10 protein-coding genes are annotated in these 12,548 nt (G+C 66.3%); 4 read left to right on the plus strand and 6 right to left on the minus strand.

The window, feature by feature from the left end; translation table 11 throughout:
• Positions 1–35 precede the first annotated feature (35 nt).
• The 6 genes from H7I87_RS08095 to H7I87_RS08120 form a co-directional block, all read right to left on the minus strand.
• A complete protein-coding gene (locus tag H7I87_RS08095) occupies positions 36–2,255 on the minus strand; it encodes a ribosomal eL19 family protein (protein WP_083071546.1) in 2,220 nt (739 codons plus the stop codon).
• Entirely contained in the window at positions 2,255–4,618 is a 2,364-nt protein-coding gene (locus H7I87_RS28955; RefSeq protein ID WP_083071547.1) for an ATP-binding protein, read from the minus strand. Before H7I87_RS28955 ends, H7I87_RS08095 begins: the two co-directional genes overlap by 1 nt.
• Before the next feature lie 132 nt (positions 4,619–4,750).
• Positions 4,751–5,155: a hypothetical protein gene (locus tag H7I87_RS08105; protein ID WP_023900932.1), complete on the minus strand. Its 405-nt coding sequence runs from the start codon at positions 5,153–5,155 to the stop codon at positions 4,751–4,753.
• Complete coding sequence (locus H7I87_RS08110) at positions 5,152–5,469, minus strand: hypothetical protein (RefSeq protein WP_083071548.1); 318 nt, start codon at positions 5,467–5,469, stop codon at positions 5,152–5,154. The genes H7I87_RS08105 and H7I87_RS08110 overlap by 4 nt, the downstream gene beginning before the upstream one ends.
• 44 nt (positions 5,470–5,513) lie before the next feature.
• Positions 5,514–6,482: a conjugal transfer protein gene (locus H7I87_RS08115; protein ID WP_139800141.1), complete on the minus strand. Its 969-nt coding sequence runs from the start codon at positions 6,480–6,482 to the stop codon at positions 5,514–5,516.
• Between the two features lie 6 nt (positions 6,483–6,488).
• The gene (locus tag H7I87_RS08120) at positions 6,489–6,722 is read right to left on the minus strand and encodes a hypothetical protein (RefSeq protein ID WP_083071550.1); all 234 of its coding nucleotides are present in this window, start codon (positions 6,720–6,722) and stop codon (positions 6,489–6,491) included.
• Positions 6,723–7,665: 943 nt separating this feature from the next.
• Here H7I87_RS08120 and H7I87_RS08125 point away from each other — a divergent pair.
• The 4 genes from H7I87_RS08125 to H7I87_RS08140 all read left to right on the plus strand — a co-directional run bounded on the left by H7I87_RS08125 (position 7,666) and on the right by H7I87_RS08140 (position 12,528).
• Positions 7,666–8,397 (plus strand): RNA polymerase sigma factor, encoded by a 732-nt coding sequence (locus tag H7I87_RS08125; RefSeq protein WP_083071551.1) that lies wholly within the window; start codon positions 7,666–7,668, stop codon positions 8,395–8,397.
• Complete coding sequence (locus H7I87_RS08130) at positions 8,394–9,656, plus strand: hypothetical protein (protein ID WP_142277465.1); 1,263 nt, start codon at positions 8,394–8,396, stop codon at positions 9,654–9,656. Before H7I87_RS08125 ends, H7I87_RS08130 begins: the two co-directional genes overlap by 4 nt.
• Before the next feature lie 736 nt (positions 9,657–10,392).
• Positions 10,393–12,093, plus strand: a complete 1,701-nt coding sequence (locus H7I87_RS08135; RefSeq protein ID WP_083071553.1) for a hypothetical protein — start codon at positions 10,393–10,395, stop codon at positions 12,091–12,093.
• A gap of 186 nt (positions 12,094–12,279) precedes the next feature.
• A complete protein-coding gene (locus H7I87_RS08140) occupies positions 12,280–12,528 on the plus strand; it encodes a hypothetical protein (protein WP_139800142.1) in 249 nt (82 codons plus the stop codon).
• Positions 12,529–12,548: the final 20 nt, after the last annotated feature.

Consider the following 12,548-nt stretch of genomic DNA (forward strand, 5'->3'; position numbering starts at 1 on the left):
TGCTGGTTGGCGGGCCGGCTGAGGGGACGGCATCGTCATGGCTGGTCCTGGTCATCGCGGGGCTGGGGATGAGCCGGTGGGGGTGGCAGCGGCCGCGCTGCCCCGGTGAATGGGGGCTTCGGCGGATTCGGCGGCGTGGGAGCCGGCGGGGCGGGTCGGTGTTCGAACGGTGAGGGGGGCGCTACGTCACCATGGTTTTCCCACGCCGGCGGCCCACCCGCCGCGGGGGACGTGTTATTTCCGCTGGTCGTCGGTTTCTTCTGCTCGGGCAGCGCGGCTGCTGAGCCGGTCTTGGGCACCGGCGGCGGCGCGGCGGACAGATCCCCGGGGCCGGATCGACCCGACGCTGGCTCGGTGCCGGTACTCGGTGGCGCTGCCGGCATCGACGACGTCAGCAGATCGGTCGCCGACAGGTCCGGCCGCGCCGGGGCGTCGCCGCCGGTGTTGGGGGCAGCGCTGAACTGCGTCGTCGGCGGAGCGGCCTGCGCGGGCTGCGGGGTCGGACCGGCTCCTGCACTGTCGGCCGGCGGGGTCGACGTCGATGCGGGCGCCTCAGGCATGGTCACCGTGGGTGGCGTGCTCGCCTGCTGGCCGTCCGTCGGCGTCTTCGACTGCTCCTTTGCCTGCTTGGCCTGCTCCTTCTCGGCTTGCTGGCGGGCTTTCTGCGCGGCGCGTTCGGCCTGTTCCTGCTTGTGTTCGAAGATGTCGGCGCCGCGGTCCAGGTGCCGGACGATGGAGCTGCGGCCGCCGCGGACGAACGGCGCCACGACGTGCAGGGCGTGTGTGGCCGACGGGGACCGGGCGGCCAGTGCGCCGCCGGCCATGGTCGCGCCCAGCCCCATGGCGACGACGCTGGTGTCGCGCAGGAAACCGCCGGCCTTCTCGTGCAGGATGTTTGTGGTCGGTGGCGGCGGGGTCGCCCCGACGCTGTTGAGGACTCCGGATGCGACGTTGGAGCTGGACTGTTTGAGGCTCTTGGAGACCGTGAAGATCAGCCGGATCGCCACCACCATCAGGATGAGGGTTGACAGCATCGCCACGAGGCCGTTGCCCTGTGGACGGAAGACCACGGTCACGACCTCGCCGATGAAGATGGTCAACGTGATGTAGGCGAACATCGCCACCCCGGAGAACAGCATCGCGACGAAGGTGTTAACCAAGGAGGCTTGCGGTCCTCCGGGGATCACGCCGACGGCGAACCCCCAGAGCAGCTTGAACGCGTTGGCGACGGCGCGAAAGAACTCGAGCACGATGTGGAAGCCGAGCACGGCGCAGAACAGAGCGAAGATGCCGGCGAACATCAGCATCAGCACGCCGGTGCCCAATTGGCCCGGACTCGGGTTGTCTGCAGTGGCTTTCATCGCCGCCGAGTCGGGGGCACCGCAAGATCGGATGCCGTCCTTGATGTTGTCGGGGTTTCCGGAGTTGACGCCGCTGCTCCAGGCCGCCGCGCAGCTGGGAGTGTTGTCCGGTTGGCCGGCGAAGTTCCACGTCTGCAGCGGCCGGCGGACGAAGGAAGTGGCCAGCGTCCCCTCCAGTCGGCTGAGGGTCTCTTTGGTGTTGGTAGCGCCGGCCACGGAGTTGGATCCCAGGCTGACCGCGACGTCGCGGCCTTGAGCCAGCGGGCCGGAGTCGGAGATGACCCAGCTGATGGGTGAATAGACCAGCGCGCCGCCGACGATGGCGATCAGGACAGCAGCGGCGGCTTGCGATGCTGCACGCGGCAGGTTGCCGCGCAGAATGTTGATCGCGACGACGGTGGCGGCGATGACCGCGGCGATCGCGGCGACGCCCGGCACGATCTGGCTGGCGTAGCTCTGGGCGACGTCGGCCACGGGGCGGACGAGGTCGGGCAGGAATCCGAAGCCGATGACGTACATCAGAAACCAGATGGCCACGCCGCCGATCACGACGAACAGCCCGGCCTCGGCTTCGAGCAGGGTGGCCAGGACGGCCCGGGATCCGCCGTCGAAGATCGATCCGTAATCGGTGGCGATGGCGTAGCGCGACAAGGGGACTCCATAGGAGTCAGTGACGCCGAGCACGTAGAGCACAGGGCTTTGGGCGCCAACCGCGGCGTTCGCTTCGGCGGGGAAAAGCAGGGCCACCACGCACAGGCACAGCTGTAGGTAGATCGGCAGCATGGTGAAGCGGCGCAGCCGGGTGGCGGTGGACACTGCCCACCCGCGCGCGAACAGTTGTCCGAGGGTGGGCAGCGTGGGGTCCCAGCGGGGGAAGAACGCAGCGGCGAGCATCAGATGCTCACCTGCTGGGGAGTGGTGGACACGGCGCGGGCGCGGTCGGCGCGCGCGGGGCCGAGGATCTTGCCGCGGCCGATGCGGCCGCGGCCGTCGGCGATGAAGCATTCCCCTCGACGGTTGGGAGCGACCGTTTCCTTGCGTCCTATCGGTGGTGAGGTGTTCTCGCGGAGCTGCTTGATCAGGTAGGCGTCGCGTTCGATATCGACGCCGAGCCACTCCAGGGTGTTGGCCGCGGTGACGGCGTTGCGTTGGCGAAAGGCGAACCGGTTGGGAATGAGGTTGTGCGCGGCGGTTGCGTAGTCGGCCTTGGGGTCGTGGGAGGCGAGGATGATGCCGGCGGAGTGCTTTCTTCCGTCGCGGACGAATTCCTCGACGATCTGCTTGCCGACGGTGGTGGCGGTGAAGTGGTAGGCCTCGTCGACGACGAGTGCGCCAAAGCGTCCGGGTTTGAGGAACTGTTCGCGCGCGAGCAGCCCGACGAGTTCGTAGAGTGCGTGTCCCAGCCGCTTACGCCAGGGCAGGTTCTGGTAGGCGTGGCTCAGGGTCAGTTCGTCGACGGTCGGCAGCGCCAGGGTGTGGGTGCGCACCACCGTGGCGGTGGCCGCCAGCGGCATGGGCTTCAGTGCGCGGTCGAAGAGCACCGGGGCCTCGACCGCGTCCATAGCGCGCACGAGGGTGTGTTGGTCTTCGGCGTCGCGGCCGTGACGGCCGGCGGCATTGTCGGCCAGGAAGTCGCGGACGTCGGCCAGTGAGTGCAGTCGGTGGGCGGTGCGGTGCTCTGGTTTGAGGATCTCGGCGAGCAAGACGCCCGGTGCCGACACAACGGGGATGTTGAGCAGCGGCAGGATGGTGTCGAGGGTGATGCTGCGCGCGCGGTGCGGGTCGGTGAAGATCCGCAAGGGGTCCAGTGTGAAGCGGGGGTCGTCGAGACTGATCAGCACCGAGCCGGGGATCGACTCGAGCAGAGGCACGTACTCCCCTCCTGGTGAACGGTCGATAACAAGGAATTGGCCGAGCAGGTCGGCGACGATGCTGATGAGTGTCTTGGTGAAGTAACTCTTGCCCGATCCCAGTTCTCCGGCCATCGCGATGGCGGGGCTGATGTCGGAGAGCACCTTGTTGAGGAAGTTGAAGTGCAGGGGCTCGAAGAGTCCGGACAGCAGGTTGACGCCAATGATGGGCCCGGCGTCGTCGAGCAGTCGCGCGGTGGTGAAGGGGACGAAGCCGGCCCAGTCGGGGGTGGCGGTGATGTGCTGGTAGTCGGTGTAGACGGAGTCGGCGGGCGCGCCGGGGTTGAGCATCATCCAGAACCGTCGTTGGGCGCCGCGGGGTGCGTCGAGGCGGATTCCGAGTCGACGGAACTTGGCCTTGAGTGTGCCGACGCTGCGGGTCAGGTCGGCTTGGGTGGGTGCGCCTACCGCCAGGACGGTGGTGAATTCGACTTCTTGGGCGTTCTCGTTGGTGGCCAAGCTGTCGTTGTAGGCGGCGAGTGTCTCGACTTTGCGGCGTAGTTCTTGGCTGTGGAAGCCGACGTCGGTGTTGCGCTCGCCGAGCTGGATGCCGAGCTTGCCGAGCTGCTTCTCGTTGAGTTGGATCGCGGATTCCCGATCGCGGCGCCGTACGCGCATCGCCCAGTCGACGGTGACATCAGGGATGCCGTCGAGGATGGACAGAAATTCCGAGTGTCCTGGGAAGGCCATCGCCGGGGGAAACGACATCGGGGTCAGCATGGCTTGGTAGCTGTCGATGACGTGGCCGTCGTCGAGCCGAACCATCGCCTTGAGCATCGGGTCAAAGCTGCGCCTGAATGGCTTCTCGGTTCGGGCGCCCTCGTCGAGCACGCCGGGTTGGAAGAACGGAATAGCCGGCGGCGCGGTGCTCGGCGATGCGTTGGCCGGATTGTGGGGTGCGTGTTCGAGGGCCGAGCCGCGCATGAGGTTGTGGTTCCAGATGAAGGGCAACAACCCCTCGGGCACAGGCTGCAGTTTGAAGTTGCCTTCAGGGTCGATAACCCTCAGCAATTCATCGGCCGCAGCCATGTGCGCGGCGATCTCCTGCGCGGAGGGGTCTCCGCTGAGTTGGCTCTTGCCGATCGGAAACGTGATCGTATAGATGCGCGTCAATGGGGCGATCTCGGCGATACGCCGGTACCCGTCCAGGGCTTCCTTGATGTAGTCAGGGGTGCGCTGCAGATCGACTTGATCGAGTGATCGGTTCATGACGTCGACGAGATCGAGAGGTGCCTGCAGGCTCAGCAGCAAGGTGTCGTCGGGGCAATTCAGAATCAGCGATTCGTGCGCGTCAGCGACACCGGCCTTGTCCTCGGGCTGGCGCAGTCCGTAGTCGAGTGCCTCCACAAAGTAGGTTGCGAAGACGGCGCCGTGGTGCGTCCACTGGAGGTGTCGGCGTCGGGCCGCAGTCGGCTGCCGGAGCTTCACGGTGGGCTGTGGTCCTCTCGTATCGGATGGCGGACGTCGTGTTCGGATAGGTCAGGTGACGTCGAGTGCCGAGGCGTCCTCGACAACGAACGCGTGCGGGTTCGCGGCGGCTTGTCGGTCGAGTTCCTCGCGTGCCAGAACGGTCGGCTTGCGGTCGAACACCAGGCCGAGGATGCGGGCCGTCTTGCCCATCACGGGCACTCCGTCGTACTTGATCTGGCTCAACGCAACGACGACTGCGAACGCCAGAACCGTTCCGGCGCTGAAGACGATGAGGGTGTTGTACGGCAGCACCCAGCAGGCCAGCCAGCTGAGCGCGAGCGTGCCGACGAAGCCGACGACCTGTTCGATCGGACGCGCTCCGCCGGGAATTCGCCGGCCACCGGAGAAACGGCCGACATAAATGCGGAAGCGTCGCCCTGCAGTCGCAACCCGGACCCAACGCACCGGGTTCATGCGACCGACATGACGGTGATCGCGTCGGTCGTCGACGGCAGAAGCGCGGCCGGCGCCGGCATCGAGTAGCCGCCGCCACCACCGATCTGCTTACCGGTGCTGTCTCCCGCGCTGAGCAATGCGGGGATCAGCGCGAACCCGCCGGCGGCGCCGGCAATCGCCACGAGCGCAACGACGATCTTGACCGGGTCCCTGCCGCCCTGGCCGAACAGTTGCCGGAAGAAGTAGTAAAAGGCCCACAGCATGAGTAGCGTGCTGGCGCAGCCCAGGACGACGGCCCTGATGTTGTTGAGAAGCACTTGAATATCGGTCACTGCTCCGGGTTCCTTTCCGATTCAGGTTGGGGTTGGGGGTGGCGTCAGTTGCGGGTCGGCGGTGGCGGTGGTGTCGTCGAGGTGGTCGTCGTCGCGCCGCCTTGGCGGGGGTCGTCGGGGCGGGTCTGCAGCAGTGGGACCGCGGCGATGGAGACGACCTGCCACTGGCCTTCGACGGAGCGCAGCGTCAGTGGATAGGCCAGTTGGGTGAGCGTGTAGTTCCTCGTTCGCGCGGCCACGGTGATGTACACCTCGGCAGTGGTGGCCGTTTTGCCGTCGTCGCCGACGTTGGCCTGGATCGTGAGTGTGTCGACTTTCGCGTAGGGCGCCGGCTGGATCGGTTTGTCGGATGAGTCGGAAGTCACGTAGCGGCTGAAGTCAGCGCCACCGGTGAGGTAGGACCGGACGAATCCAACGGCGGCGATTCCCAGCGGTGAGTCGAGGGACACGGTGTTGCGGTAGCCGAGCCGGAAGTCCACGCCGATGCCGGGCCCGGCCACTTGCATCGGCAGTGCGGTAGCGCGCGGTGCGCCGTCGAGCACGGTAATGGGTACGCGGTAGTAGGTGCGCTGCGGAGCGGCGGCGGTGGCTCCGTTGATGAGTCCCGAGACGGTCACCGTCCAGACGGCGACGCCGTCATCGGTGGTGGTGACTTGCTTGGCGAAGGCGACGTCTGTGTCGGTGAATTCACTGGCGACAGGCGGCAGTTTGAGGTCTTTAATCGTGACGTAGCGTGCGAGCTTCTCTTCATCGCCGGCCTTGGCGGTGAGGTAGGTGGTGACGTAGTCGCGCGCGAATCCGGTCACCAATGTGGAGGCCGGCACCGAGGCGTTGCCTGGCGTCGAGTTGGTGTGACTGGTATCCGGCCAAAGCGCCGAGAGCATCGTGATGAGGGCGAAGATTCCGCCGATAACGCCGAGGACGTTCACGACGCGGCGCGCGAGGAGCTGCTTGTCGAGTGGCTTCACCAGCTCGTCGAAGCGCTTCCTTTGGGTGGGAAATTTACCTGTCACGGTAAATCAGTCTCCCACAGTCCCCGCGCCGTTTTCGGCGAGCGCACGGGCGAATGAGGCGTCGGCTTCGGGGCTGTCGTCGACGATCAGTTTCAGAAGTGCGGCGCGCGCGGCGAGGTCGAACGGGTCGTCGTGGAGTTCGTCGCACGCGATTCTTACTTCTCGCGCGTACGCGCGCGCGGCGGCGATCGCGGGGCTGATGTCGAGGTTGCGTGAATGCGCGGATGTGGAGGTCGCCATAGCGGGGGTTCCTTGTCGGGAGCGGTGAGCGGCGAGGTGCCGCTCTATCCCTGAAGTACCGGCCGGTGGGTTGGTTTCCGTCGCGGCGGGGGGAAAATTTGTCGGCCAGCTATGCGCTATCGGCGATAGCGCGTCCCGTCTCGGACAGGCGGGGCACTGTTCTGTGGGCAGCTGGTTTCCTCAGTCCCTATGTCGCCAGGCGCCAGGTCTGGCCAGCGGCGGCCGGAGGTCGTCTCACTTCATGTCACCGGGGTCTGATCATCAACAACAACAACAACAACAATCAGATTTGCCGCTCCCCCCTTGACAGGGGGGGTACGCTGACCGTGCAGCAGAGCGATAAGGACAGCGTAATCCTCCAAGGACGCGTTTGCTCGCGCTATTTTTGCAGGTCAACCGTGTGATTGTGAGCTCACAACCCGCGCCAATAGCGTCTGCGCAGGCTGCGCGCATGAATTGTGCATTCCCGCTCACGGCCCGCGCACACGGCGCGTGACCAGCTATCGGCGGCGCCGCGCACGGTCCGCGCACATCACGCGCACGTCCAGGTGCACATCGAGCGCCGGCGGGCACGCACAGCGCGCGCACACTCCGAGACGGTGTGCTGTGCGCGTGAAAAATGGCACCGGATTTTTCCGTCGCGTGAAAACCGCGAATAGAGCTCGCGCAACCCTCAGGCATCGCATGCGCGCAGGCCAGCGGCGTGTGAAATCCCTAGATGTGGCGCGGATCACAGTCGTGATAGGCGGTTCCATGTCCACGTCACGGCCCCTCTCACGTCGTCACTGACGGTTAGCTCACCACCCGTTCCGAAGCTGAGGTCATCAGCTGCGCCGCACCGGCGCACACGACGTTTTGCAGGAGACCGGTGATGACCACTCAGCCTCTCTCACTCCCCCGCCCGGCCGCCGCCCTTCGCGACCACGCACGGCGCTGCGCTGACATGCGCTCGCAACGCGCGCAGATTTCGGCTTGGTTGCGCGCGACGCACGTGTCGAGCGTGGAGGAACTCTTTGATGCCCTCGCCGGCCGTGACGGCGAATCGACCGCGCGTCTGCTGGTCGACTATCGCCGCGGTGTCTCACTGGCGTCCACAGTGCTACTCGGGGCGAAAGCCGTCATGCTGGCCTCAGTCGCGCGGCACGCGCCGGGCGACACGGCAGAGGAGCGCTTTCAGGTCACGGTGGATGCGTTCCTCGCGCACGCGCTGCCCACGGTGAAGCCGACACATAAGTACATCGACGCACAGCTGTACTGGGTGACGTTGCGGACCGTCACCAAGCTCCACCAGGCGCCGCTGTACGACAGGGCCGAGCCGCGCTTCTTCGACGAGTTCGCCGGAGCGGACGTTCACGCCGATCCCGACAGCTATCTCACCGCAGACGCGGTGCTGGACTGGGCGCTGAAGCGCGGCTTCATCATCGAGGACGATCATCGCGCGCTGCTCCTGCGATACGGCGGCGAAAAGGCCCGGCCGGTTCGCGAGGTCGCCGCGATCGTAGGGGTTAGCGAGAACATGTTGGAGTCGCGGCTGCGTCGGGCGATGACGCGGCTGCGCGACGCCGTGGTCGCCGATCGGGACGGCCTCTACCGCGCCTGCATCGACGCTCGGTGGGGACGCCGCGATGCCGAGGCTCACCGCACGGCGGCCGTCGAGACTGGTGCTGCCGCGTGAGCGTCTCCCCTGGCTCCGTCGGGATAAAATTTTCCGACACCGGTAACGCTCTCGACCCTGAATGGCGTGCGACGCCCGGTCCGGAAAGTGATGTCGACATGTCCGATCTGTATCACCGCCATGCAGACGTGATCGCCGATGACTTGCTCGCCGATCCCGAACTCTTCGAACCCGTCAGCGACGAATTCGCGACGAATTCCGATGAGGGTTACGGCGCGTGGATGCCTAGCGGCGATGACAGCGATGGCGGCGACGGCGCTGCTGAGTACGACGCCGCCTACGGCGCGTATGACCCGCTTGGCCGACACGACCGTGACCTCACCGAGGACGAGCGTTCCGATCTAGACGAGCTTGACCGCGTCATGACGGGCCCGCCGGATCATGCCCTGCTGTCTGGCACCGGCCGCGGCGCCTACGTCCACCGTGATGACGATGACGTAGCCGCTGGGCCGGTTGTCGATGACGACGGCGCAGATTCCCTCGCCGACGTGAGCGGCGCGGGCGGCGGTCCGTGGTGGCGGTTTGGATGGTTCGACGGCAGCCGGCGTTCTCACCGCATGGGCGCGATCGCCGCGGTCGTCGTGATCGTTCTCGTGGTGGTCGTGTCGGTGCTGCCGAGCGGTAAGGACGACAAGTCCTCGTCGACGGCGGCCACGTCGCCGGCCTTCACCGTGCCCACGATGACGCAGTCACCGCCGCCGCCGCCCACTCCGGGAAATCCTGGTGCCGGTGCCGCGGACGGGCCCATCGGGATTAAGGGAGCAGAGAGTCGGTGCACCGCCGGGTCCACCGATCCGATGCAAGCTTTCGACAACGACGTCAACACCGCGTGGATGTGTGTTCCGGCCTACGGTGTGCCGGGCACCGTTCTGCGCGTGGAGTTCAACAACTGGTATGTGGTCACCGGCGTCTCGATTGTGCCGGGATGGAACCGCGTCAACCCCGACGGTTCAGACGAATGGCTCAAGCACAAGACCGTCGCGACCGTCGAGTATCAGTTCAATGATCCCGACGAGACGCGCCTGACCCAGAAGACGAACAACGTCCGCGACGAGGTTGTGACGGCGGTGCAGCCGCCCGTCCTGGCCTCGGCCATGACTATCACCGTCACCGAGTTCGGCACACCAACTGGACCTGTGGCCGACACACGCAACATTCCCGGCCAAGGCGGTGTCATCGTCTCGGACACACCAAAGACCGGTGATCTCAAGGACTTCGCGGTGTCCTCAATCAGCATCATCGGCCACCGCGCCGCCTGAGCAGAAGGCCTGTCAACACGTGACTGGGGCACCCCAGGGGAGGCACCCCGGGGAGGCATCCGGTGCGTGAGCGCTGCCGTGTGATGCGAATGACGCGTGCGGCGAACAGTACTGTGCGGCCGGCCGCGGCGTGTTCGGTCACTACCGACGCCATGTACCGGCGAGGCCTGAGCCGTTTCCTGAAGTCTCGAAACTGATCGAAAACGATCCAGATCAAACGCCAAGGACGCCGCTGGATGCTGGTGCTCTCCTGTGACGAGGTGCCGGCCAATCCGCTGCCGGCCATGGGCGCTCAAGCCGCAGTGGTCGGCATGCCAAGTTCTTAGCCGGAGTCGGGGACAGCCCTGTTGTCCAGGGCGCGGAGATCGCATTGATCGGTGCGCGGCGGGGTGTAGCTGGTGAACCCACATGTGGTGCACGTGTGAGTCCTGTGCGACGTCGGGCATCCCGCGCACTGCGCCGTGCCCACGAGCACCCGCTTCGGCCCGAGGTCGCCTCCGCAGCCTTCGCAGTGCGTGGGTTGGGGTTCAACCCAGCCGTGGTGGGTTCGCCGTAGCTCCACAATGGGCGATCGTACGTCTGTTCGGAAGAGCGTGGTCGGTCGTCTCGTAGTTCACCAGCTCACCCACCACGGCGCAACACCGATTCGAGCCCACACGGGTTGAGAACAGCTGGCGGTTTTGTTGGTCAGCGTTGGATGAGTGGATTTGTCGGAGCGGTCTTGGAGACTGTGGGTATGGGCGACCGCAAGCTGCGTGAGTGGCGGGGGGTGAAGCCGGTGGCCGCGCCCGGTGGGGTGGCGATCACGACCCGGTTGCGCACCTCGGTCGACGACGAGTGGGTGCTGGATCGCGTGGCCGCGCATGTGGGCCGGTTACGCTGCGCCGATCTGGCGGCGAACGCATGTCGTGAACCGGTGGATCCGCGGTTGAGCGTCGAGCAGCGCCGAGCGGTGCGCCGTGGCCGGCTTAACGCGCGTAAGAAGGCGTTGACCGCGCAGTCGTCGGCGCGGTGGGCCAATGCGATCATCGCCGGCAACGACGACCAGTATCGGTTGGCCCGCGACGCCCAGTACCGCCACATCATAGGGTTGCGGGCTGCGATCACCACGATCGAGAAGCGGCTGGCCGCCCCCACCACGGACACGTTGACCGTCGGCGAGCGCAAAGCCCGCCGGAAAGCCAAGGCGCCGAAGGGTTATGCGATGCAGGCGGAGCGGCACGCCAAGCAGCAGCGGTTGCAGCATCTGCGCGCCGAGCTGGCCCGTGTCGAACAGGACCGCGCGCACGGGCGGGTGCATGTCGTTGAGGGCGGTAAGCGGCTGGCCAGAGCACGTCACCATCTCGAGGCGGCCGGGCTCACCGTCGATGGGTGGCGCGACCGCTGGCAGGCAGCGCGGTATCGAATCACCGCTAATGGCTCCCCGGATGAACCGTTCGGTAATTTGACGATTACCGTCACCCCCGACGGGCAGGTCAGTATCCGGCTGCCGAAACCGTTGGAACACTTCGCGAACGCCGCGCGGGGCCGCTACGTGCTCACGGGCCGCGCGGTGTTCACCCACCGAGGCCGGGAATGGGTGCAGCGGATCATCGGCGGCAATTCGGTGTCCTACACCATCACCCGACGCCCGGGACGGGCCGGCCGGTATCTGACCGCTTCGTGGGCGATCCCGTCTGTGCCGTACTGGGTCGGCCGCGACGAGACCGGCGCCGGCGACGACCTCTATGCCAGCGGGTCGGTGGTGGGTGTGGATCTCAACGACGGGCACCTGGCTGTGCGCCGGCTGGACGCCCACGGCAACCCGGTCGGAGCCGCCGAACGCATCGACATCGACATGACGGGCAGCACGTCACGCCGCGATGCCCAAGTACGGCACGCCATCACAAAACTGATCCACTACACCCGTCGCCATCACATCACCGCGATTGCGGTGGAGGACCTCGACTTCGCCGACGCCCGCGCAATCGGCCGCGAAGCCCTAGGCCGCGGCGCCCGCGGGAAACGCTTCCGCCGCACCGTGTCCGGAATACCGACCGCGGTGTTCCGCCACCGGCTGGCCGGCATGTGCCACGCCGCCGGTGTCGAGTTGTTGGCGGTCAACCCCGCCTACAGCAGCATCTGGGGCGCCCAACACTGGCAGCGCCCCTACCACAACGTCACCCGACACCAAGCCGCAGCCACGGTGATCGGGCGTCGCGCCCAAGGCTATTCAGCCCGGCGTCGGAAAGGTGTGACACCGCAGCGACCAGAGGATCGCACGGTGAGAGCTACCAACCAGACCGGGCCCGATAGCCGACAGGTGAACACCGGTAGCCGCCACCGGCCAAGGATGCGAGGAACCGAATCTCGCCCACCTTGCCGGAACGCACGCGGTGACCCACGCTGGGCAACCGTTACCCCGGCACTGGCCAACAACGACCAACATCACTTGTAACGGTTGTCAGTGTCCCAGACGGGACTCGCGCGAGCGGTCTCATTCTTCCTCGATTGACGAGCCGCGGCTACAGCCGGATAAGCGCCGACAGGGGAAACCGGATAAGCGCCGACAGAAGAAATAGGCGGCGCCGCCGTGCAACTGGGACACATCGCGGTGTCACAACTGGGTGCCATACTTCGGGGCATGGGACTACTTGACTCACAATCGCGGCCTGCGGCAGCCAACCCGGTCAGCCCCGCCTACGCTGCGTTGCAGCGCGTCAACCCTGACGAACTGGTTGGTGCCGAGCTGCTCGCATACGCACAGGCCTACGCGATGTGTGTTCTGGCTGACCGGATTTGCGCGGTCCTGGGCAATGGCGCGGTGAGCTCAGCCGACCCGGACCCTCAGATTCTCGCCGGGATCCAGCAGCTCGTAATCGGCGACCAGTAACTCACTGCGATTCAGGGTGC

Source organism: Mycobacterium timonense, assembly GCF_025821985.1.
GTDB classification, from domain to species: Bacteria; Actinomycetota; Actinomycetes; order Mycobacteriales; family Mycobacteriaceae; genus Mycobacterium; species Mycobacterium avium.

Coding starts and splice junctions, on each gene's coding strand:
- H7I87_RS08125 (WP_083071551.1), top strand. CDS start 7,666: ATGCGCTCGCAACGCGCGCAGATTTCGGCTTGGTTGCGCGCGACGCAC.
- H7I87_RS08095 (WP_083071546.1), bottom strand. CDS start 2,255: ATGCTCGCCGCTGCGTTCTTCCCCCGCTGGGACCCCACGCTGCCCACC.
- H7I87_RS08120 (WP_083071550.1), bottom strand. CDS start 6,722: ATGGCGACCTCCACATCCGCGCATTCACGCAACCTCGACATCAGCCCC.
- H7I87_RS08140 (WP_139800142.1), top strand. CDS start 12,280: ATGGGACTACTTGACTCACAATCGCGGCCTGCGGCAGCCAACCCGGTC.
- H7I87_RS08135 (WP_083071553.1), top strand. CDS start 10,393: ATGGGCGACCGCAAGCTGCGTGAGTGGCGGGGGGTGAAGCCGGTGGCC.
- H7I87_RS08105 (WP_023900932.1), bottom strand. CDS start 5,155: ATGAACCCGGTGCGTTGGGTCCGGGTTGCGACTGCAGGGCGACGCTTC.